Origin of the sequence: Terrabacter sp. Root85, from assembly GCF_001429185.1 — a bacterium.
Taxonomy (GTDB): domain Bacteria; phylum Actinomycetota; class Actinomycetes; order Actinomycetales; family Dermatophilaceae; genus Terrabacter.
This window is the reverse complement of the sequence record NZ_LMIW01000001.1, coordinates 488,988-510,156: the sequence shown is the minus strand read 5'-3', so window position 1 is coordinate 510,156 and position 21,169 is coordinate 488,988. Positions and strand designations below refer to the sequence as shown.

Here is a 21,169-nt window from a genome sequence, read left to right as displayed (position 1 = left end):
GCGCAGCACGGCATACGCCCGTGCGGGAGCGCCGCTCGTCCTACCGGCGCACGAGGTCGGGCCCGACGTCGCCGCAGGACCGGCACCCGGCGAGGGCGAGTGCCTCCTCCACCTCCGAGGCCATGTCGACGAGGAGGTCTCGCACCCCGTCGGACCCGCCGGTGGCGAGGGCCCAGATGACCGGTCGTCCGACGAGCACGGCCCGCGCTCCGAGGGCAAGGGCCTTGAGGACGTGCGATCCCGTTCGGACACCCCCGTCGACGTAGACCTCCACCCGGTCGCCGACGGCATCGACGACCTCCGGAAGGGCCAGGGGCGCCGGGACGACCCCGTCGAGCTGCCGCCCTCCGTGCGTCGACACGACCACGGCAGAAGCGCCGGCGGCCACGCAGTCCCGGGCGGCTTCCGCGGTCAGCACGCCCTTCGCCACGACGGGCAGCCCACTGTTCTCGGCGAGTCGTTCGAGATCGCGGGGGCCGACGTCCTCGGCCTGCATGAGCCGTGGATCGGCGACGTGGCGGTGGTCGAGCGACTCGATGATCCCGGTGCTCGGACGGGAGGCAGGCAGGCCTGCGCGCTTGCGAGCCACGCGGGGGGTGTCGACGGTGACCACGAGAGCCAGCGCACCGGCGGCGGCGGCACGGCGGCCGACCTCGTCGGTGACGCCGCGGTCCTGTAGCACGTAGAGCTGCTGCCAGAAGGGTCCGGCAGCGGCGGCGACAGCCTCCACCCGGGTGCTCGACCTCATCGACAGCACGAGGAGACTGCCCGCCGCCCGGGCCGCCCGGGCGACCCCGACCTCACCCTCGGGGTGGGCCAGCCGGTGGGTGGCAGTGGGGGCGACGAGGACGGGCGAGGTGATCGGCTGTCCGAGCACCTGAGACGCCGCCGAGGTCGCCGACACGTCCCGCAGCACCCTCGGCCGCAGCAGCACCTCGTCCCAGGCCTGCTCCTGCCGCGCGAGGGTGGTCTCGTCCCCTGCGCCCGCGGCGAAGTAGGCGAACACGTCTGGCGGGAGGGCGGCCTCGGCCCGGTCCCGCAGGGAGGCATGGTCGATCATCGCCCCGGGTCCAACCGATCCAGCTCGGCGCGGATCCACTCCAGCTCGCGCGAGACGTAGTCGACGATGTCACCGTTCTTGAGGTGCGCGGGCAGCACGTCCCACGTGTAGGTCTCGATCTCGAGGTGGTCCGAGAGCGGGGTCCGGGCGTGCACCTCGAGCGCGGCCACGATGCCGGCCCGCGTCGTGCTGAGTCCGTCCAGGTCGTCGAGGAAGATCGGTACGTGGAAGTGCGTCCGCCACTCGCGAGGACCTCCTGCGGGGTCGGCGCGCCAGGCCCTGATGGCGTCGGCGAGGTGGAGAAACCGCGTGAGGCGCCCGTCTCGTCGCTCCGTCGTCTGGCTGAGGTAGATCGTGTCCGTGAACGCCTCGAGGGCGTCCACGGCGGAGTCGGTGACGTCCGGGACGCGGAGCGCGGCTGCGGCCTGCAGCTTGAAGACCGGGACCCCGGCCTCGGAGAGCAGCTCCAGCGACCGGGCGATGTCCTCGAACTGCACGGACTGGTGGCAGATGTCGAAGACGACGCCGAGGTGGCGACGGACCAGCCCCGCGACCTCGCTGACGGGGAGTCCCGTGAGCCGGCACAGGGTTTCCGTCCCGGTCGAGGACCAGACGTCCTCGCGGAACCAGTCCACCGTCTCCGGGGTCGTCTCGAGGAAGCAGGCAGGCTCCGGCTCCAGCGCGAGCTTGACTCGCCGCCCCGTCCTGCGCTCGAGGTCGACGAGGTGTGCCACCACGGTGAGGACGTTCTCGGTCAGCGTGGCCCGGTCCGCGGTCGTCAGCACCTTGGGTCGGAAGGCGAGCGGCGACGTCTGGATGGACGGTGACACGTGGGACGGGCAGACCTCGGCGAGGATGTCGGCGACCTGGCAGGTGTAGCGGACCCGGTCAGGATCCGACCAGTCGGGCTCGTACACCTCCTCCATCACGACACGACCCTTGAACGGGCCGTAGGGGAAGGCATTGACGGTGTAGACGTACATGTCGTTCTCGTCCAGCCAGACCCGCAGACGTTCCCGCTCGCCCGGGTTGTCGGTCAGCGTCTGCGCCGACGAGGCGGACAGACGGAGCGAGACGGCATACGACGTGTCGGGCGACACCCTCCGCTTCACGGCCGGCGCGTAGGTCATGAGGCTGTCGCGCATCTCCGACCAGGTGTCGCCCGGGTGCACGAGGGTGGAGTACGCGAGGTGCTCGGTGCGGGCGTTCACGACGACCTCCCGCTCTCGTGGGCCTCGAGGCGCTGACGCACCTGGGCGAGCAGCCGCGCTGCGCTGGCACCGGCCAGATGCTCGTCGACGGTGAGAGCGAGGTGCACGAAGGAGCCGATCCCGATCCCGCGTCCACCGTCGGGGAGCTCGACGACGGTGGGCCGGTCGACGACGTCTCCGAACGAGAGCGCGACGACCACGCTGTCCTCGAGCACGGGGACGTCGAACAGGACGCCGGTTCCCCGGAGGTCGTGGACCGACAGCTCGGGCCGGGAGGCCTGCCCCTCAGAGCCGTTCAGGGGTGTGTCTGCGGCTCCGAGGACCCGCTGGATCCCCTGCACTCCGAGGTCGTGGGCGTTGACGACCGTCCGTGGCGCGCCCCCGGGCGGCCCGTGCACCGACACCGTCGTACGGACGACCTCGGCCGTCGCCGCGCGGACGGACCGGACCGTCCGGACCGACGACTCGACGAGGCAGGCGAGCAGGTCAGGTGAGGTCGTCAGACGGGTGACCTCCACCTCGGTGACCGCGGTGTGGCAAGCGCGCACCGTGCCGGGAGCGGCGACCGGAGAGGCGAGCGGGAGCTCCGCCATCGAGGCCGCCCGGTTCACGTCGTCCGTCGTGACCCGGCCGCGCGGACCGGTGCCGGTGAGTCCCCCGAGGTGGACGCCCCGGTCGTGCGCCAGACGGCGCACCCGGGGAGAGTGCACCTGCCGGGGGCGGTGGCCACCTGAAGCGCGAGGGGCCGGCCGACCCCCGGGGAGGAAGGGCGCCAGCGACGGCGGCACGCTCACGACTGCAGCGCCTTCTCGACGGTCCTGGCGACGCTCTCGGCGGACGGCATGACGAGGTCCTCCAGGGAGTCGGCGGACGGCAGCGGGATGTGCGGGGTCGTGATCCTCTGCACCGGTCCGTCGAGGTCCCAGAACGCCTCGTCGGCGACGAGCGACGCGATCTCGGCACCCCAGCCGAGCAGCTGGGGGTTCTCCTCGACGGTGAAGAGCCTGCCGGTCCTGGCGACCGAGTCGAGGATCGTCCGGGTGTCGAGTGGTACGAGGGAGCGCACGTCGATGACCTCGGCATCGATGCCGCGGGTGGCCAGGTCCTCCGCAGCGGCCAGCGCCCTCGGCACCATCATGCCGAGCGCCAGGATGGTCGCGTCGCGACCGGGGCGGCGCACCTTGGCGGTGCCGAGCGTGTCGATGATCTCGCCGTCGGGCACCTCGCCCTTGGCGGCATACAGACCCTTGTGCTCGCAGAAGATCACCGGGTCGTCGTCCCGGATGGCCGCGGCCATCAGGCCGACGACGTCCTCGGCGGTCGACGGCGTCACGACCTTGAGCCCCGGGATGGCCATGGCCCAGTTCTCGATCGACTGCGAGTGCTGGGCTCCGAAGCGCAGGCCACCGCCGTTGCCCGTCTTGATGACGAGTGGCATGGTCACCTGACCCGCCGTCATGTAGCGCGTCTTGGCGATCTGGTTCACCACGATGTCCCAGCACACGGCGAAGAAGTCCGAGAACATGATCTCCGCCACCGGTCGTAGCCCGGTCATCGCCGCGCCCATGGCCGCGCCGAGGATGGCCTGCTCACTGATGGGTGTGTCGATGACCCGCTTCGGGCCGAACTCGTCGAGCAGGCCGACCGTCGTCTTGAAGACGCCGCCGGCCCCGGCGATGTCCTCGCCCACGACGACGACCCGCTCGTCGCGGCGCATCTCCTGTGCGATGCCGCGCGCGACGGCATCTCGGTAGCTCAGTTGCGCCATGACCATCCTCCATCAGCCCAGACATCGGTGAACGCGCTCTCGGGAGAGGGGAGCTCGCCGGCGATGGCTCCCTCGGTGGCCGCATCGACGAGCGCGAGAGCCGTCGCGTCCATGGCGTCGAGCTCGGCTTCCGACACGCCGAGCCGCCCCAGTCGCTCGCGGTAGATCGTGAGTGGGTCGTACGCCTTCCAGGCGTCGACCTCACCGGTGGGACGGTACTTCCCGGGGTCGGCGCGCGAGTGCCCTCCGTGGCGGTAGGTCAGGGCCTCGACGAGCGAGGGGCCCCGGCCCGAGCGCGCCCGGTCGAGAGCTTCGAGCGCGGCGAGGTGGACGGCGTCGGCGTCGTTGCCGTCGACGACGATCGACTCGAGTCCGTACGCCGCGGCCCGGTCGGCCGCCGGGTGCGCGACGGCGGTGATGTCGCGGATGGACGTGTACTCCATGTAGAGGTTGTTCTCGCACACGAAGACGACCGGCAGGCGGTACACCGCGGCGTAGTTGAGGGCCTCGTGGAAGGCGCCGATGTTGGTGGTCCCGTCGCCGAAGAAGCAGACGGCCACCTGGCCCGACCCGCGGTACTGCGCGGACCACGCAGCTCCGTTGGCGATCGTCAGGTGGGCCCCGATGATGGCGTAGGAGCCCATCATCCCGTGCTCGACGCTCGTGAGGTGCATCGAACCGCCCTTGCCTCCCATCAGGCCGTTGGCCCGTCCGAGCAGCTCGGCGAGCACCGGTGTCATCGGCACGCCCCTCGCGAGGGTGTGTGCGTGGCCGCGGTACGTGGCGAAGGTGTAGTCGTCCTCCTGCATGGCGGCTCCGAAACCCGCCGCGATCGCCTCCATGCCGAGCGACAAGTGGCTCGTGCCCTTGACCAACTGTTTCATGAAGAGGTCGTAGGCGCGCTTCTCGAAGGTCCGCATCTCTCGCATCGAGCGGTAGAGCTGTCGCCGCATGTCCAGGTCGACATCGAGGGCGTCGTTGCTGTCGCTGCGCTCCGGTGGGAGCACGACGCCGTGCTCGCCGTAACGGTGCTCCGCCAGGGGCAGTCTCATGCGCCGACCTCCGCCGGGGTGGAGCTGTTCCTCGTGCTGGCGTCGGCGTCGGCGCCGGAGTCGGCGTCGGTGGCGCGCGGCGCGCGGTTGAGGTGGGACTGGCTGTCGCGCATCGTCGGCAGGTGTCCGCCGGTCGTGAAGTAGCGCTTGCCGGCCACGAGCAGCTCCTCGGCAGGGAACTTCGTGATGACCTCGCAGCCCGTGGCGGTCACGACGACCTCCTCCTCGATCCGGGCCGCCCCCCAGCCGTCGGCCGCTGGCCAGTAGGTCTCGAGGGCGAAGACCATGCCCTCCTCCAGCGTCTCCGGGCTGTCGAAGGAGGTGAGGCGACTGAAGATCGGCCGCTCCCAGATCGACAGGCCCACGCCGTGGCCGTACTGGAGCGCGAAGGCCGCCTCCTCGTCGGCGAAGCCGAACTCCTGCGCAGTGGGCCACAGGGCGACGACGTCAGCCGTCGTCACGCCGGGCTTGACGATGTCGATCGCCCGGTCCATCAGCTCGCGACAGATGGTGTACGCGTCGCGCTGAGCCCGTGATGCGCTGCCCACGGCGAAGGTCCGGTAGTAGCAGGTCCGGTAGCCCATGTGGCTGTGCAGGATGTCGAAGAAGGCCGGGTCGCCGGGCCGGATCAGCCGGTCGGTGAAGACGTGTGGGTGCGGTGAGCACCGTTCTCCCGAGATGGCATTGACCCCCTCGACATGCTCCGAACCGAGGTCGTAGAGCGTCTTGCTCACCAGGCCGACGCACTCGTTCTCACGGACGCCCGGACGGAGGAACTCGTAGAGGTTCTCGTAGGCAGCGTCCACCATCGACGCTGCCTGCGTGAGCAGGCCGATCTCGTCCCCGGTCTTGATCCGCCTCGCCTCGAGGAAGACCTGCTGTCCGTCGACGACGTGGAAACCCGCCGCCTCGAGCGCGAAGAGGACCGGCGGCTCGACGATGTCGACGCCGATGGCCTGGCCGTCGAGCCCGAAGTCGCGCATCACCTGGGCGACCTTGGCGGCCACGTCCGCGGCGCGCCGTGCCCCGGGGGAGATCGCGCCGCGCAGCGTGGAGATGCCCGCGCGGGCGCCGTAGTGGTCTCCCCGACCCGCAGCCGCGTGCGGCTCGTCGAGCCAGGTCGACTGCAGCTGGTGGTGACGGGCGGCCGACCCGAAGTCCCACAGGACGGGGTCCCCCCCGCGGGGGAGAATGGCGAAACGGATCATCTTGTCCATCGCCCATGTCCCGATGTGGGTCGCGGTCATGTAGCGGATGTTGTGGAAGTCGAAGGTCAGCAGGGCGCCGAGGTCCGACCGGTCGAGCTCCGCCTTGAGCCGGGCCAGGCGCTCGCGGCGCAGCCGGTCCAGGTCCAGGCGACTCTCCCAGTCGACCGCGTTCGTGCCGTACGTCGGTGACACCATGACTACTCCTCGAGAACGTGGATGGATCGGCAGCTGGTCGGTCGCGGCCGGTGGCGCAGGGTCGTGGCCCCGGTCAGGCCGGCGTCGCGCCGGTCGGTGAGACGAGGATCTTGAGCTGGTCGCCCGACGGGTTCACGAGGACGTCGAAGCCGTCCGGGACGACCCGCTCCAGCTCGATCTGGGCCGTGACGGCCTTGGCGACGGGGTACTTCCCCGAGGCGATGAGCCGGATGATGCGGGGCCAGTCGGTGATGAGGTAGCACCAGCTGCCGACGTAGCTGATGTCCTTCTCCGACAGCCGCATCGCGTCGATGGTGGCCGGCTTGGTGTGCAGGCCGGTCTGCACGATCGAGCCACGCGTGCGCACACTGTTCATCGCCGTGGTCAGGCCCGGGGTGCTGCCCGAGCACTCGGCGACCACGTCGACGCCGGCGCCTCGGGTGAGCTGTGCGATCGACTCGGCGAACCCGTCCGAGGTCGGGTCGAGGACCGGACCGACGTCGAGGGAGGCCGCGAGCGCTGCGCGGTTGGGATTGGGTTCGGCGATCACGACGGTCGCAGCGCCGAGGGCATCGGCGTAGAGGGCCGACAGCACGCCGATGGGGCCGGCGCCGGTGACGAGCACGATGTCGCCACCACGGATCCCGACCCTGTCGATGCCGTATGCCGCCACGCTGGCCGGCTCGACGACGGCACCCTCCACGTCCGACACCTCGTCGGGGAGGGTCGAGACCTGGTACTCCTTGAGCACGGCGTACTGGGCGAGGCCCCCGGTCTCGGCGGAGAGCCCGGTGCAGGCGAACCGGACGCACAGGTGACCGAGTCCCTGCCGGCAGAAGGTGCATCGGCCGCAGACGATCGCAGGCATGATGCTCACCCGGTCGCCCACGGCCACGTCGGTGACCTGCGCGCCCACCTCCACGACCCGCGCGGAGAACTCGTGCCCGAGCGTCTGGGGGAGGGTCACCCCGGTCAGGGGGTGCGGCGTGGTCGGGGTGACGATGGGGCCCACGAGGTACTCGTGCAGGTCGGTGCCGCAGATGCCGCACCAGAGGACCTCGACGAGGACCTCGTCGGGCGCCTTGATCTCAGGGGATCCGACGTCCTCGATGCGGATGTCGGACTGTCCGTGGAAGCGTGCTGCGCGCACTTGAGTCTCCTCGGTGGTTGTCGTTGGATGACGGACCGCCTTGGCCCGCAGGGTGATTCGAAGGTCTGGTGATGGTGTCGAGCGCTGTCAGGCCCTGACCCGGCGCACTTGGCTGTAGATGACGGCGGCAGCCACGATGAGGGCGCCCTGGAAGAAGTACTGCCACGTCTGCGACAGGTCGAGGAAGACCATGGCGTTGAAGACCTGGACGATGAGCCCGGCGCCGAGCAGCGTGCCGATGAACGTGCCACGACCGCCCAGGAGGCTGGTGCCACCGAGGACCACCGCGGTGATGCTGCTCAGGGTGTAGCCCACGCCCTGAGCCGGGTCACCGATGCCGAGCTGGCCGAGCAGCACGATGGAGCCGAGGAAGACGAAGCAGGAGGCGGCGACGTAGGCCAGGACCGCAGTGCGGCTGACGTTGATCCCGACCCGGCGGGCGGCGTCCTCGTCGGATCCGATGGCGCGCAGCCGCAGGCCGGGGCCCCGCCTGCGCAGGGCGTACTCGAGCACCACGGCAGTGACGACGAGCAGCAGGAAGACGACCGGTACGGGGCCGATCTTGGTCTTGACGAGACGGGTGACCGAGATCGCGATGTTCCCTCCGGGCGAGTCCCGGAGAAGGTAGCTGAGGCCCTGGATGCCGATGTAGCTCGCCAGTGTGGCCGCCACCGGGGTGAACTTGGCGAAGCGGATCAGGCTGCCGTTGGCGGCGCCGGTGGCGGCGGCGACCGCCAGCATGACGACCAGTCCCAGCGCCATGACCGCGGCCGATTTCTCGGCGGTCAGGAAGAACGAGCCGACGACGACCAGGAAACCGGCGAGCGGTCCCACGGAGAGGTCGATTCCCCCGGTCATGAGAACGATCGTCTGCCCGAGGGCGATGAAGCCGAGGGCCGCGCACGAGGTCATGACCGACGTGAGGTTGAAGGGTGCGAGGTATCGCGGGTTCTGCGACAGCACGAAGGCGCCGAGAAGGAGCATGACGAGCGCGAGGATGACGACCGGGGCATAGTCCCCGGTGAGGAAGCGGCTCCGCCGGGTCGAGACGGAGCTGACCGTCCGGCTGGCGCCGCCCTGGTGCACCGTCGCACTGACTGCCGAGTGGATGAGTCGTTCCTCGGTGACCTGAGCGCCCTCGACGACGTCGAGCACTGCTCCGCGTGACATGACCAGGACGCGGTCGCAGAGTCCTTCGAGCTCCTTGGCGTCGGAGGACGCGACGACGACCGGCACGCCCGCGGCAGAGACCTCGCGCAGGATCCGGTAGATCTCCGCGCGCGCGCCGACGTCGACGCCCTGTGTCGGCTCGTCGGCCAGGACGATGGCGGGGCGGGAGAGCAGGGCCCGGGCGAGCACGACCTTCTGCTGGTTCCCTCCGGACAGGGCCGAGACGACGGTCTCGGCTGAGGCGGTCTTGACGTCGAGAGCGGTGAGCTCCGCCCCGACGAGGGCGTCCTCCCGGCCGCGGCTCAGCAGGACACGACCCCGGAGACGGTCCAGGGCGGACAGGGCTGCGTTCTCGCGGACCGAGAGCGTCATCATGAGGCCCTCGTCGTGTCGGTCGGCCGGGAGGTAGGCCGAGCGCTTGCGCAGGTCGCGCGATGTCCGCGACGTGCCGCCGACCGTGACCGAGCCGGAGAAGGCCGTGAGCCCGGCGAGCGCCCGCAGCACCTCGCTCTGGCCGTTGCCCACGATCCCCGAGACGCCGATGATCTCACCGGCGCGCGCCGTGAAGGAGACGTCGGAGAAGCCGCCACCCGTGATCCCGTCCACGGAGAGGACCTCGTCACCCAGCTCGTCCTGCGGTGGCTTGACCGGGAAGGTCGACTCGAGCTGGCGCCCGACGATGAGCGACAGAAGCTCATCGTCGCTGATGGCCTCCACCTCGGCAGTGCCGCGTACCTTGCCGTCGCGCAGCACGGTGACGCGGTCCGCCAGCTCGCGGACCTCGGCGAGGCGGTGCGTGATGTAGACGACGGCGGTGCCGGTGGCTGCGGCCCGCCGCACGCGTTCGAAGAGCATGTCGACGGAGTCGGCGCCCAGCGGGGCCGTGGGCTCGTCGAGGATGAGCAGCTCGGGCTCCACCGCGAGCGCCTTGGCCAGCTCGAGGAGGTGGCGCTGGGCGACGCTGAGGTTGCCGACCCGGTCCTCGAGGTGGGCGCTCGAGCCGACATCGGCCAGCATCTGCTGCATCGTGCGGATCTGCTCCGCCCCGGTTCCGAGGACGGCACCGGGCACGGCGACCACGAGGTTCTCGGCAACGGTGAGGTCGGGCAGCACCGCTGGGTGCTGGTGGACGATCGCGATGCCGAGCTCGGTGGCCAGGGCGGGTGTCAGCCGCTCGATGAGCCGGCCCGCGCCGGTGATGGTGCCGGCGTCCGGGCTCACCTCACCGGAGGCGACCCCCATGAGGGTCGACTTGCCCGCGCCGTTCTCTCCCAGCAGGGCGTGGACCTCGCCCCGACGGATCTCCAGGGAGACGTCGGTGAGCGCTGCGACCCCGTCGTAGTTCTTGCTGATGCCGGAGAGGACCATCGCCGACTCGGCGATCACCGCGGTGTCTCTGGTCACGTCCAGTCCTTCGGTCGGCGTTTCGGTCGGCGTCTCGCTCAGCGTCTTGGTCTTGGTCTCGGTGGCGACATCGACGGGCACGGGGTCGGCCGGGCCGTCGGTCGTGACGGCACCGGCCGCCCCGTGCGGAGTCACTTGAGCAGCTTCGCCTGGTCCTGTCCGGCCATCTGGGCGGACAGGTAGATGTCACCGGGAAGGTCCTTCTTGCACGTCACCGGGCTGGGCTTGCCGCCGACCGAGTCCTCGAAGGCGGGAGCCTTGAACTGCTTCGACGCGGGCGGGGTGCCACCGGTCGCGAGGGCGACGGCCCACTGGACCGCCAGTCGGGCGTTGTCGTTGCCCGTGGCCACGGTGAAGAGCTTGAAGTCCGGGTTCTGTGCCTTGTGCGCCTCGTAGAAGCACGAGAGGACGTTGCCGTCCGACGTCGCCAGGGCAGGGATGGAGCGCCCGCTCTTCTCGAACTCCGGCAGAGCACCGACGAGGGACGGTCCGAAGTCGGACACGATCGCGTCGATCTTCGGGTACTTCGCGATGGCGGCACTCAGGACCTGCTGGGTCTTGGCGGGATCCCAGTTGGTGACCTCGAACGGCGCCTGCCCGATGAAGGTGTACTTCCCCGGGTCGAGGACCTCCTTCATGCCCTTGAGCTCGTCGAGGCCCTGGCTGTTGCCTGCGGGGCCGGACAGGAAGAGGATGTTGCCCCCGCTCGGCAGGGTCTTGGTGAGCCAGTCGGCCCAGTTCTTGCCGTCGGTGACGAAGTCGGCTCCCACCCAGACGTCGTAGTCCTTGCCGTCGGCGCCGCCCGGGTTGACCCGGTAGGGCACCGTGGTGACGCCGGCCTCCTTGGCGCTCTGCAGAGCAGGGAGCATGGCGTTGCCGGCGTCCGGGAACACGACGAGCGCGTTGACTCCCTTGGCGACCAGGCCCTGGATGTCGGAGATGGCCTTCTGGGTGTCGCCCTGACCGTCGGCGTAGGTGAAGCTCGTGACGCTCGGGCACTTGGCGATCTCGTCCTTGGCGGAGGCCGTCGTGACGAGACGCCAGCTGTTGCCGCCGAACCCGTCGGTCAGGCCCAGGGTGATCTGCTTGGAGCCGCACCAGGATGGCGCGCCCGAGACGGTGCTGCCTCCGCTGGCGGCGGGAGAGGCGCCGTCGGACGAGCTGCCACAGGCTGCGAGTGCCAGGGCGGCGACGCTCGACACTGCGAGGACGCGGATGGCTGTGTTGGGTCGGGACATTGCGGATCGACCTTTCTGATGGTCATGAGCCGGGTGAGGGATGAAGCAAGAGGGGTCAGGCCGGGACGGTGCTGGCTGGACGTTGGGATCGCCGTCGCAGCCGCGACCAGTTGATGGTGTAGAGCGCGACACCGATCGCGAACGCGGCCGACTGCACGAGCGTCTTGCCCGCGAAGTCGAAGCCGAGGGCCAGCACGAACTGGTCCAGCTGGATCAGGAAGAGCGCCGCGACGGCTGTGGCGACGAGGTTGCCCCGACCGCCGAGCAGGGAGGTGCCTCCGAGGACGACCGCTGCCACCGAGGCCAGCAGGTAGCTGTCGCCCTGGTATGCCGTGGGCTTGTTGAGGATGCCGGCCAGGAGCAGGGCGCCCAGCCAGTAGAAGACCTGCGCGAAGACGTAGCCGCCGGCCTTGAAGCCCTGCACGCGCAGACCAGCAGCCCACGCCGCCGAGCCGTTGGCCCCGACCGCCTCGAAGCGACGTCCCGACGCCGTCTTCTTGACGACCACCGTGACGACGGCGGTCGCGAGCACGGCGACGAGGACCGCGTGTGGGATCCCGAGAGTGCTGTCACCGGCGAGCCGGGCGAGCAGGTCGGTGGTCTGGCGGGGGGTCCCCCCGGACACGGCCAGCACCGCGGCGTAGAGCAGCGCGTTGGTGCCCAGGGTGGCGACGATGGGGTTGAGGCCGAGGCGTCCGATGAGCAGGCCGTTGCCGAGCCCGGTGAGGAGCGAGACCCCCAGCGCGAGCAGGGCCGCCGGGAGCACCTTGGAGTCGTCGCCATAGGCCTGGTGGGTCACGATGACGATGACGAGTGACACCGAGCCTGCGACCGACAGGTCGATGCCGCCCTGCATGACGACGAGGGTCTGCCCGAGGGCGACGATGGCGAGCACGGCTGCGAACGGCAGCATGCTCTGGACCGCACCGGAGCTGACACTGCTCGGGGCGAAGATGAAGCCGGCGATGACGAGAAGGGCCAACGCCGCGACCACGGTCAGCAGTCCACGCGAGAGGCCCCGGGGGGTGCGGCGCGACGGGCTGACCGTCTCGTTCTTCGGATCCATGACCCACTCCTCGACACTGAGGGTTTCGATGCTGACCGTCCGGATCACGGGCGACCAAGGTGTTGGGTGAGACTGTACATAGAGCATTTGGCGTTAACAAGAGGTTCACGCTCGGGTCTTTGTCAACGAGACAAGACCGTGATGCGCGCCTCGGGGACGGACACCCGCGAAGCGGGCGAAACGCCTACTCGCGTGGGTCCCCTGCGGACTGGATACGACTCAGGTCGGCCATGTCTCGCGAGCCCCACCCGGCGTCGACGGCGCCCTGCACGCGCTGCAGCGTCTGCTCTGTCACCGGCAGCGCCGCGCCGGTCGTCCTGCCCTGCTCGGTGATCAGGCGCAGGTCCTTGGCGACGAGCTCCAGGCTCATCGCGATCGGCGTCTGCGGGTCGAGGAAAGCCGGGCGCTTGTAGTGGACGAAGGGAGCCCCGACGACACTGCGTTCGAGCACGTCGTAGGCCTCGGTCCGAGTGACTCCGGACCGCTCCGCGAGGACGAGGGCCTCTGCGAGGGCCGCGTTGAGGTCGTGGACCACGAGGTTGACCGCGAGCTTCATCGCCTGGCCTGCGCCGACGTCACCCACCCGGAGCACCTCGGCCGCGAAGGACTCGAGGACCCCCCGGGCGGCGATGACGTCGTCGGGCCGCCCGGACGCCATGACGAGCAAGGTGCCGGCGGTGACGGCGGGCACGCTCCCCGACACGGGAGCGTCGACGAAGCGATGTCCTGCCTCGGTGAGCCGGCGACCCAGACGCGTTGCCGCCGCCACTCCGCTCGTCCCCAGGTCGATGACGAGGCAGTGGGTGGGCAGGGCGCTCAGCACGGCCTCCGAGAGCAGCAGCGACGTGGTCACGTCGCCGTCCGCGAGCATCGTCAGCACGACGTCCGCGTCCGTCACGGCCGCCGAGGGGGTCGTGGCCAGGACGAGCTCGCCGTGTGTCTGCGAGTCCACCAGGGCCTGGGCGGATGACAGCGTGCGGTTCCACACCCGCACCCGGTGCCCTGCGGCGCCCACGCGTCGCGCCATCGCCGACCCCATGCGGCCGGTGCCCAGGATCGCGACGTCAGCCACGGCGAGGGTCCACCAGGATCTTGCCGCCCGCGGACCCGGCCACGATCGGGTCGAGACCACGAGCGACGACATGGTCGAGGGGCACCGTCGTGGTGCCGATGACGCCCGCCAGCGGACTGCTCTCGAGCAGCGCGAGGGCACGGGGGATGTCCGTGGCGCAGATGTGGGCGACGGTGGTCGCGATGTCGACCTCACGCAGCACGATGTCCGCGAGGCCGAGCTCCTGCGGGGCCTTGACGAGGCCCACCAGCAGCGTCCGCCCTCCTCGCGCGCAGAGCGACAGCGCGCGGGCCGCGGCGCCGGGCGCGCCCGAGCTCTCGATGACGACGTGGGGCTGTCGGGGAACGAGGTCCCGTAGCTCCTCGAGCGTCGTCTCGCGGCTCACCGCGACGGTGCTCGTCGCACCGAGTCGTCGCGCCACGTCGAGGCGGTCGGGGTCGACGTCCACCACGGTGACCGTGCCCCGGTGGCCACGCAGCCCGGCCAGGACGAAGGAGCCGATCGCGCCGGCGCCGAGCACGACGACGTCGTCCCCGTCAGCGATCCCGGCGCGGTCGATGGCGTGCAGGCCGACCGCGAAGGGTTGTGCGAGCGCCGCTTCGGTGTCGTCGCACCCGTCCGGGATGGTGACCAGGGTGCTGACGGGAGCGACGACGAGCTCGGCGAGTCCACCGTGGGTCGACAGTCCGAGCGTGTAGTAGCGCTCGCACAGGTTGGTGCGACCGGCCGCGCACCACCGACAGGAGCCGCACGAGACTCCCGCGCCGCAGGCCACCCGTCGGCCGGTCCAGCGTCTGCCGCCCCCGTCCCCTGCGTCCGGGCCGGCGGCGACGACGGTCCCGATGAACTCGTGGCCGAGCACGGTGGGCCCCACGTGGCCGCTGCCGGTGTGTCGGTCCGTGAGCGGGACCATCATCGGTCCCTTCGCGTACTCGGTGGCGTCGGTACCGCACAGGCCGTTGAGAGCGACCTGGATGAGGACCTCACCCTCGCGGGGTCGTGGCTCTGGTCGGTCCTCGACCCGAAGGTCCAAGCGACCGTGGAGCACTCCTGCGCGCATCATCGGTCCCCTACCCGTCAGAGCCGGGCGGACGAGGTGATGTGGACCTTGACCTGGGACCGGTCCTCCAGAACGGCGGTGATCGCCTTCTCGGATTCCGCCAGATCGTGGCTGGAGGTGACGAGTGGGCTGAGGTCCACCCCGCTGCGGGACAGGAAGCGCAGGGTCTGCGGCCAGACGCCGGGGGAGCCGATGATGCCGCGGGCCTGAAGCTCCTTGGACTGGAACAGCCCGAGCTTCGCAGGGGCGGAGCCGCCCACGTCGATGCCGATGTAGACGATCCGGGCGCGGAACGCAGCGACCTCGAGCGCCGTCGCCATCGCCGCCGGCTTGCCGCTCGCCTCGAAGACGACGGAGGCCCCGTCTCCGTCGGTGGCCTCCTGCACCGCGTCTTCGAAGCCCTCGGCAGTGGGGTCGAGCACCTCGTCGGCACCGAGCCGCATAGCGAGCTCCCCCCGGTCCGCTGAGGGCTCGGCCACGACGACCTTCGCACCTCGGCCCACCGACGCAGCCACGACGCCGAGCCCGATCGGACCGGTCCCGAGCACGAGAACCGTGTCGCTCGCGTCGAGGTTGTCGGCGCGGACCGTCGCGTAGTAGCCGCAGCTGAACGGCTCGACCAGGGCGCCCTGGGTCCACGACAGGTTGTCGGGAAGGCGGTGGAGCCAGGCCTCCTTGGCCAGGAAGAACTCGGCGGCGGCACCGCTGATGCTGAAGCCGAAGTGGTCGTCACCGATGACGCACTCGCCGACGACCCGGTCGCCGACGCCGAGACCCTTGACATCCCGGCCCACGCGGACGACTTCGCCGGACCACTCGTGGCCGGGGATCACCGGGTAGGCGAAGGGGATGATGTAGCGGCCGGCGAGCAGCTCGATGTCGGAGTGGCAGATCCCGACGCTCCGACTGGCGACGAGCACCTCGTCCGGGCCCGGCTCGGGGACGGGGACCTCGTTGAGGTGGAACTGGTCGGGCCCGGTGAACTGCAACGCGCGCATATGACGTCCTCGGCAGATGGCTCGGAGCGGTGCAAACCGCTGAACAGGTGGAACGACGGGAGTTCAGTCAGAGTGAACGCTCGGCGACGACCTGTCAAGCAGTACGGCGGTCAGGACGTGGGGTGGACCACGAACCAGATCCCGCGGGCCGGCTGTGAATGCAGGTTGCGGAAGAGGTGGGGCTGGGAGGAGTCGAAGCCGAGGGCCTCCCCCGCATGCAGGGTGAAGACGTCGAAGCCCACCGTGATCTCGAGCTCGCCCTCGAGGAGGTATCCGAACTCGGCGCCGGCGTGCTGCAGCATCCGGCCGTCGTTGGTCGAGTTGCTGTGCGGGGGATACACGATCTCGATGAAGTCGAGGTCCCCGCCGGTGTTGTCGGCCAAGCGTTCCCACACGACGCCGGTGTCCATCTCGAGGCGGGATCGGCCGCCGGACCTGGTGACGGAGACGCGCTCGGCACGACCGGTGCGGGGAACGGCGTCGACAGGGGAGCTGATCTCCGACCTGCTCGGGAGGCCCTCCGCGTTCGCCGGACGCGAGGCGGCGGCCAGGGTCTCGGTGCCGCCGGCGTCGTCACCCGTGCCCGAGGGTGGGATCGGAGCGCCGCCGTCCACGGCGAAGAGCTCGTCGATCGACACGCCCAGCAGCTGGGCCAAGGAGTAGAGGGTGGCCACCGACGGCTGCGACTTGCCGTTCTCGAGCTGGGACACGAAGGAGGGCGAGACCCCCAGCTGTCGGGACACCTCGCGAAGGGACATCCCGGTGGCGAGCCGCACCTTGCGGAGGCGGCCACCGAGGTTCTCGACCTGCTCGACCACTCTCGGCTCACCTCTGTGCTGGCGTCGGTTTTCCCCGACAGTAGCGCGAGGCGACCCGTCCTGCCCGATCCGCCGGGCGCTCACTCGGGCACCGTCGCGTCACGACTCGGGACCGGCTCGCCGCGGCGGCACGTGCCGGGCCTGACGTGGCGCGAGAGGGTGGGCGCGGCGTAGGTCCGGGTGAGGATGCGTCCAGCCATGGGGGTCCTCCTCGGGAGCCGGGATGTGGTCGGGGTGGAACGGTCGAGGGCAGACGCAGGCGAGCTGTTTCGAGGTAACGTTAATCATCACTTGACGCCCTGTCCAGATCGCGGCACCATCGGCCTGTCGCGGACATGGACGCTCGGACGTCACCAGCCGCACCGTCAGCATCGCCCGAAGGAGCGCGCATGGCACCCACTGCCCTCGTCGTAGGAATCACCGGCATCGGTGGACAGAACTGCGCGCACGCCCTGCTGGACAAGGGTTTCGACGTGGTGGGCCTGTCCCGCTCCGTGCGCGAGCCCGTTCCCGGCGTCGACCACGTCCTCGCTGACGTCCTCGACCCCGAGTCCGTCGAGCGTGCGGTCGCGGGCAGGTCGATCTCGCACCTGGTGTTCACCACCTGGCAACGGCAGGCGACGGAGGCCGAGAACTGCCGAGTCAACGGTGCGATGCTGCGCAACACTCTCGAGGTCCTCGGTCGCACCACCACGCTCGAGCACGCCGTCCTCGTGACCGGCCTCAAGCACTACCTCGGTCCCTTCGAGGCCTACGCCAAGGCTCCGGCCGAAACGCCCTTCCGCGAGAGCCAAGGGCGACTGCCGTTCGAGAACTTCTACTACGTCCAGGAGGACGCGCTCTTCGAGGCAGCGGCTCAGCAGGGCTTCACGTGGTCGGTGCACCGACCGCACACGATGATCGGCTACGCGCTCGGCAACGCGATGAACATGGGGGTCACGCTTGCCGTCTACGGCAGCATCTGTCGCCAGACGGGGCAGCCCTTCGTGTTCCCCGGGAGTCCACAGCAGTGGGCAGGCGTCACCGACATCACCGACGCTCGCCTACTGGGCAGGCACGTCGCATGGTCGGCGACCGACCCCGCCGGGCGTGACCAGGCCTTCAACACCGTCAACGGTGAGGTCTTCCGGTGGCGCCAGATGTGGAGCCGGGTCGCGGAGGGCCTCGGTGTCGAACCCGCCGAGTACCCCGGTCAGCCGCAGCCCCTCGAGGGGCGCATGACCCACGCCGACGAGGTGTGGGCCGACCTGGTCGCGCGCCATGGTCTTGCCCCGCACCCGGTGGCGGAGCTGGCGTCGTGGTGGCACACAGATGCTGATCTGGGGCGCACGGTCGAGACGTTCGCCGACATGGGCAAGAGTCGCAAGCTGGGCTTCCTCGACTACCAGGACTCGGCGGACTCGTTCCTCGACCTCTTCGAGTCGCTGCGACAGCGAAGGATCATCCCTCCCCTGTGAGCCGGGAGCGACGAAACCGCGGTCCGGACACGGGTCCGGCCGCCGGCCGCAGTGGTCACGCCTCGCCGGCGGCCCAGCCGGTGACCCGGACGATGCGACACACGAGCAGCCGGTGGAAGGGCTTGTCGGCGTACTGCGGCACGGTGCTGGCCAGCCGGTCGGCGAGGTCGTCGGTCAGCGAGGACGGCGGGTCGCTGACGTGCTGGAGCTCGGCGCGCACCCACCAGAGCCTCGACCAGTCGTCGTCCTCCCAGCGCTCGATGAGCAGGGAACCCCGCGGGTCGGCCGCCAGGTTGGCCTCGCGCTGAAGCCGGGAGGACGTCTTGGGCTTGACCGTGTCGATCGGGATGCCGACGTGCCCGTCGTCGCTCACGGCATACACGATCGGGACCGGGTCGGGGCCGCGGTCGGGGTGCAGCGTGCACAGCACGCCGTGGACCTGCTCGCGCAGGCGTGACCGAGCCGTCTCCTCGTTGAGCCTCATCGCGTGCGCTCCTCATCGTCGGGTGGTGCCCAGAAGTCTGGTACCAGCCTCCGCCCATCCCGGGAACGACGAAACCGCAGGTCACACGATGGTGACCTGCGGTTTCGGGGGTGGTGGCCAGGGGCGGGGTCGAACCGCCGACCTTCCGATTTTCAGTCGGACGCTCGTACCAACTGAGCTACCTGGCCGCGACAACGAGTGGAACTATAGCCGACCCCTCGGGGCATCAGGCAAACCGCCCGCGGCTGGCGCATCGCGTGCGTGTGCGGGATCGTCGGGGGGTATGGGAAGGACGGCCGGCGGGGGCTCAGGGCCGGGACTCCGTGCTCCGCACTTGCCAACGAACGAGGCGATAGTGAAAGATTCAAGCACCCTGGGTCGTGAGAGGATGCCGCGACTCATCCATCGACCTGCAGGGGAGAGACCATGACCGACCACGGATCCGCGTTGAGCGGGGACTGGGACTTCGACCCGGCCCACACCCGTATCGGCTTCTCGGCCCGGCACGCCATGGTGACGACGGTGCGCGGCTCCTTCAACGACGTGACCGGCCGCCTCTACGCCGACCTCGACGACATGGCCAAGTCCTACGCCGAGGTCGTCCTCAAGGCCTCGAGCGTCGACACCCGCAACCAGCAGCGTGACGACCACCTGCGCAGCGCCGACTTCTTCGACGTCGAGAAGTGGCCCGACATCCGCTTCGAGAGCACGCAGATCGAGGAGGTCGAGGAGAACGCCTACATGGTCTCCGGCAACCTGACGATCCGCGACGTCACCAAGCCCGTCACGATCCCGATCGAGCTCATCGGCGTGCAGACCGACGCCATGGGTGCCCTGCGGGCCGGCTTCGAGGGCTCGCGCCGGATCAACCGTCGCGACTTCGGCCTCGAGTGGAACATGCCGCTCGACGCCGGCGGCGTCCTCGTCTCCGAGAAGATCTCGCTCGAGTTCGAGATCTCCGCCGTCAAGCGCGGCACCGACCAGCAGGCCTGATCAGCAGGGGCTGACCAGGCCTGCTGGTCAGCTGGGCTGACCAGCTGGGCTGATCAGGCCCCCGGACCCTTCGTGCGCACGTCGGCGACGTGCGACATCGCCTCGCGCAGCTCGCCGAGCCAGTCGCTCTCGTGCTGCCCGACGAGCTTGACGCACCAGGCCAGCGCCTCGGCGCGGGACCTGGCGACGCCGGCATCGACGAGCGTGTCGAGGACGAGTCGCTCCGGCTGACGCAGCCGGGTCATCGCCGGCGCGGCGACGTGCGTGAACAGCTCCGTGCGGTCGCCGACGCGGACGGCCCACGACACCTTGCGCTCGAAGCGGTGCTCGGCCTCGCGGGCGATCTCGATGCGGCGACCACGGGTGTCCTCGCGGAACGCCTTGGCGCGCCCGGCGCGGGCCTCGTCACGCTCGGCGTCGCTCGACCCGTCGGGCAGGTCGACGTCGGTGACGGTGAGGACGACGGTGATCTCCTCGCGGTCGACAGTGATCTCGGGCGGCGTGCTGCGCCACTCCTCGGGCAGGCGGCCGACGAACCAGCCGCGCACCCGCTCCAGTGCTTCGTTCGTAATCATGTAATCAGGATTACTCCATTACGAGCGATCGTCAACGCCTTACGCCGGAGGCAGAGCGCGAGGACGTATGCCGCCGGGTGGCGTGCAGACGGCATACGTCCTCGGTGGAGGGCGTGGCGTGGCCCGAAGGGGCCGTCGGGCTCCGTGGCGCGAACCGGCTCAGCGCCGGCGGACCCGGATCGAGTAGGCGCCGGTCCCGCTCGGCCGGTAGTGGCGCACCTGGGCGACGTAGCGGCCCGGGGTCAGCCCGGCGCGCACGCGCGCGTTGACGCCGTAGCCGCTGTCGTCGTCCTCGCCGACGAGGTCGGTGTCGCTGTTCGGTCCGAAGAGCGAGACGTAGACGTCGGTCGAGCCGCGGGTCGTCACCTCGTAGAGCCCGTCGCTCGCGACGTCGAAGGCGTAGAGGTCTTCCTCGCCCGCGGCGCCGATCGAGCCCTCGACCTTCGGGCCGTCGACCGTCAGGGTCGCAGCGTCGGTGACGACGGGAGCACCCTTGGGGTACATGGCTGCTCCCGCGACGAACGCCTTGTCGAGCGACGACAGGTCGTCGTTGGCGTGCGTCGCGACGCCGTTGAGGGTCCACGTCGCCGGGAACGCGTAGAGCATGATCGAGTCGGGGTCGAACTGCGTCCCCTTGATCTGGTCGACGGCGTACTTCATGAAGACGTTGTGGCGCACCTTCGCCTCGTCCCAGCGGTTCGGGGGGCCCGCGAGGGCCGCGATGACGACCGGCTCGTTCCACTGGATGCCACCCTCCGGGTTCGAGTGCTCGTGGGCGAGCCCGATGGCGTGGCCGAACTCGTGCCCCGCGGTGCCACCGTCGAGGAAGCCGAGGTTCATCGTCGCCTCGTTGCTCGGGATGCCCTTGTTGTCGGTGCCGACGTAGGACCACGCGCCGTCGGTCGGGTCGAAGGAGACGCGAAGATCGGCGTTCGGGTGGTTGCCGAAGTCGAAGGAGATGTTGCAGGCGGCCTGCCACCACGCGGCCTGCTCACGGGCCTTGGTCTGCTGCGCGGGCGTGCCCTCGAGGAAGCGGACGGTGAGCGTCGTGCCGTTCATCCACGCCTTGCCGATGGGTGAGATCGCGCGGTCCGCGCCGTCCGGGCCACGCTCGCGCCGGTGAGGGCGCATCAGGTCCTTGGGAAGGATCCGGTCGAAGCACACGTGCGGTGCATCCGTCATGGCGTTCC

General features: G+C 70.2%; 19 protein-coding genes and 1 tRNA gene. 2 read left to right on the top strand and 18 right to left on the bottom strand.

Translation table 11 applies throughout. The features are described from left to right. Window positions 1-40: 40 nt before the first annotated feature. From ASE25_RS02470 to ASE25_RS02405, 14 genes are all read right to left on the bottom strand, one after another. Window positions 41-1,060 (bottom strand): alpha-hydroxy acid oxidase, encoded by a 1,020-nt coding sequence (locus ASE25_RS02470; protein WP_056822466.1) that lies wholly within the window; start codon window positions 1,058-1,060, stop codon window positions 41-43. Beyond that, a complete protein-coding gene (gene eboE, locus ASE25_RS02465; RefSeq protein WP_082622646.1) occupies window positions 1,057-2,271 on the bottom strand; it encodes a metabolite traffic protein EboE in 1,215 nt (404 codons plus the stop codon). Before eboE ends, ASE25_RS02470 begins: the two co-directional genes overlap by 4 nt. Then, window positions 2,268-2,966 carry an E3 binding domain-containing protein gene (locus ASE25_RS02460; protein WP_056822464.1) on the bottom strand — a complete coding sequence of 233 codons (699 nt, stop codon included), beginning with the start codon at window positions 2,964-2,966 and terminating at the stop codon, window positions 2,268-2,270. The genes eboE and ASE25_RS02460 overlap by 4 nt, the downstream gene beginning before the upstream one ends. A gap of 95 nt (window positions 2,967-3,061) precedes the next feature. Beyond that, window positions 3,062-4,039, bottom strand: coding sequence for an alpha-ketoacid dehydrogenase subunit beta (locus ASE25_RS02455; RefSeq protein WP_056771820.1), 978 nt, complete (start codon window positions 4,037-4,039; stop codon window positions 3,062-3,064). Continuing rightward, window positions 4,027-5,091 (bottom strand): thiamine pyrophosphate-dependent dehydrogenase E1 component subunit alpha, encoded by a 1,065-nt coding sequence (locus ASE25_RS02450; RefSeq protein ID WP_056822463.1) that lies wholly within the window; start codon window positions 5,089-5,091, stop codon window positions 4,027-4,029. The genes ASE25_RS02455 and ASE25_RS02450 overlap by 13 nt, the downstream gene beginning before the upstream one ends. Next, window positions 5,088-6,494: a Xaa-Pro peptidase family protein gene (locus ASE25_RS02445; protein WP_056822459.1), complete on the bottom strand. Its 1,407-nt coding sequence runs from the start codon at window positions 6,492-6,494 to the stop codon at window positions 5,088-5,090. Before ASE25_RS02445 ends, ASE25_RS02450 begins: the two co-directional genes overlap by 4 nt. 73 nt (window positions 6,495-6,567) lie before the next feature. Then, window positions 6,568-7,644, bottom strand: coding sequence for a 2,3-butanediol dehydrogenase (locus tag ASE25_RS02440; protein ID WP_056771816.1), 1,077 nt, complete (start codon window positions 7,642-7,644; stop codon window positions 6,568-6,570). A gap of 87 nt (window positions 7,645-7,731) precedes the next feature. Further along, the gene (locus tag ASE25_RS02435) at window positions 7,732-10,353 is read right to left on the bottom strand and encodes an ATP-binding cassette domain-containing protein (protein WP_082622644.1); all 2,622 of its coding nucleotides are present in this window, start codon (window positions 10,351-10,353) and stop codon (window positions 7,732-7,734) included. Further along, on the bottom strand, window positions 10,350-11,456 hold the full coding sequence (locus ASE25_RS02430) for a substrate-binding domain-containing protein (protein ID WP_056771813.1): 1,107 nt from the start codon (window positions 11,454-11,456) through the stop codon (window positions 10,350-10,352). The genes ASE25_RS02435 and ASE25_RS02430 overlap by 4 nt, the downstream gene beginning before the upstream one ends. A gap of 55 nt (window positions 11,457-11,511) precedes the next feature. Then, complete coding sequence (locus ASE25_RS02425) at window positions 11,512-12,522, bottom strand: ABC transporter permease (RefSeq protein ID WP_056772700.1); 1,011 nt, start codon at window positions 12,520-12,522, stop codon at window positions 11,512-11,514. 184 nt (window positions 12,523-12,706) lie between these two features. Beyond that, the gene (locus ASE25_RS02420) at window positions 12,707-13,594 is read right to left on the bottom strand and encodes an NAD(P)-dependent oxidoreductase (protein ID WP_056822457.1); all 888 of its coding nucleotides are present in this window, start codon (window positions 13,592-13,594) and stop codon (window positions 12,707-12,709) included. Next, complete coding sequence (locus ASE25_RS02415; protein WP_056772698.1) at window positions 13,587-14,654, bottom strand: zinc-binding dehydrogenase; 1,068 nt, start codon at window positions 14,652-14,654, stop codon at window positions 13,587-13,589. The genes ASE25_RS02420 and ASE25_RS02415 overlap by 8 nt, the downstream gene beginning before the upstream one ends. A gap of 17 nt (window positions 14,655-14,671) precedes the next feature. Continuing rightward, the gene (locus ASE25_RS02410) at window positions 14,672-15,652 is read right to left on the bottom strand and encodes a zinc-binding dehydrogenase (RefSeq protein ID WP_056822455.1); all 981 of its coding nucleotides are present in this window, start codon (window positions 15,650-15,652) and stop codon (window positions 14,672-14,674) included. A 110-nt stretch (window positions 15,653-15,762) separates the two neighbouring features. After that, entirely contained in the window at window positions 15,763-16,470 is a 708-nt protein-coding gene (locus ASE25_RS02405) for a helix-turn-helix domain-containing protein (protein ID WP_056822453.1), read from the bottom strand. Window positions 16,471-16,859: 389 nt separating this feature from the next. On the opposite strand from ASE25_RS02405, the gene ASE25_RS02400 reads away from it, so the two are divergent. Then, window positions 16,860-17,927 carry an SDR family oxidoreductase gene (locus ASE25_RS02400; RefSeq protein ID WP_056771802.1) on the top strand — a complete coding sequence of 356 codons (1,068 nt, stop codon included), beginning with the start codon at window positions 16,860-16,862 and terminating at the stop codon, window positions 17,925-17,927. Window positions 17,928-17,982: 55 nt separating this feature from the next. On the opposite strand, the gene ASE25_RS02395 is transcribed toward ASE25_RS02400, so the two are convergent. After that, complete coding sequence (locus ASE25_RS02395) at window positions 17,983-18,411, bottom strand: pyridoxamine 5'-phosphate oxidase family protein (RefSeq protein WP_056822451.1); 429 nt, start codon at window positions 18,409-18,411, stop codon at window positions 17,983-17,985. A gap of 111 nt (window positions 18,412-18,522) precedes the next feature. Then, window positions 18,523-18,599, bottom strand: a tRNA-Phe gene (locus tag ASE25_RS02390). A gap of 238 nt (window positions 18,600-18,837) precedes the next feature. Between ASE25_RS02390 and ASE25_RS02385 the strand changes: the two genes are divergently transcribed. After that, window positions 18,838-19,404, top strand: a complete 567-nt coding sequence (locus ASE25_RS02385; protein ID WP_056771795.1) for a YceI family protein — start codon at window positions 18,838-18,840, stop codon at window positions 19,402-19,404. A gap of 53 nt (window positions 19,405-19,457) precedes the next feature. Here the strand turns inward: ASE25_RS02385 and ASE25_RS02380 are convergent, their stop codons facing one another. Next, the gene (locus ASE25_RS02380; RefSeq protein ID WP_043647959.1) at window positions 19,458-19,979 is read right to left on the bottom strand and encodes a hypothetical protein; all 522 of its coding nucleotides are present in this window, start codon (window positions 19,977-19,979) and stop codon (window positions 19,458-19,460) included. A gap of 159 nt (window positions 19,980-20,138) precedes the next feature. Further along, window positions 20,139-21,161 (bottom strand): M12 family metallopeptidase, encoded by a 1,023-nt coding sequence (locus tag ASE25_RS02375; RefSeq protein ID WP_056822449.1) that lies wholly within the window; start codon window positions 21,159-21,161, stop codon window positions 20,139-20,141. Window positions 21,162-21,169: the final 8 nt, after the last annotated feature.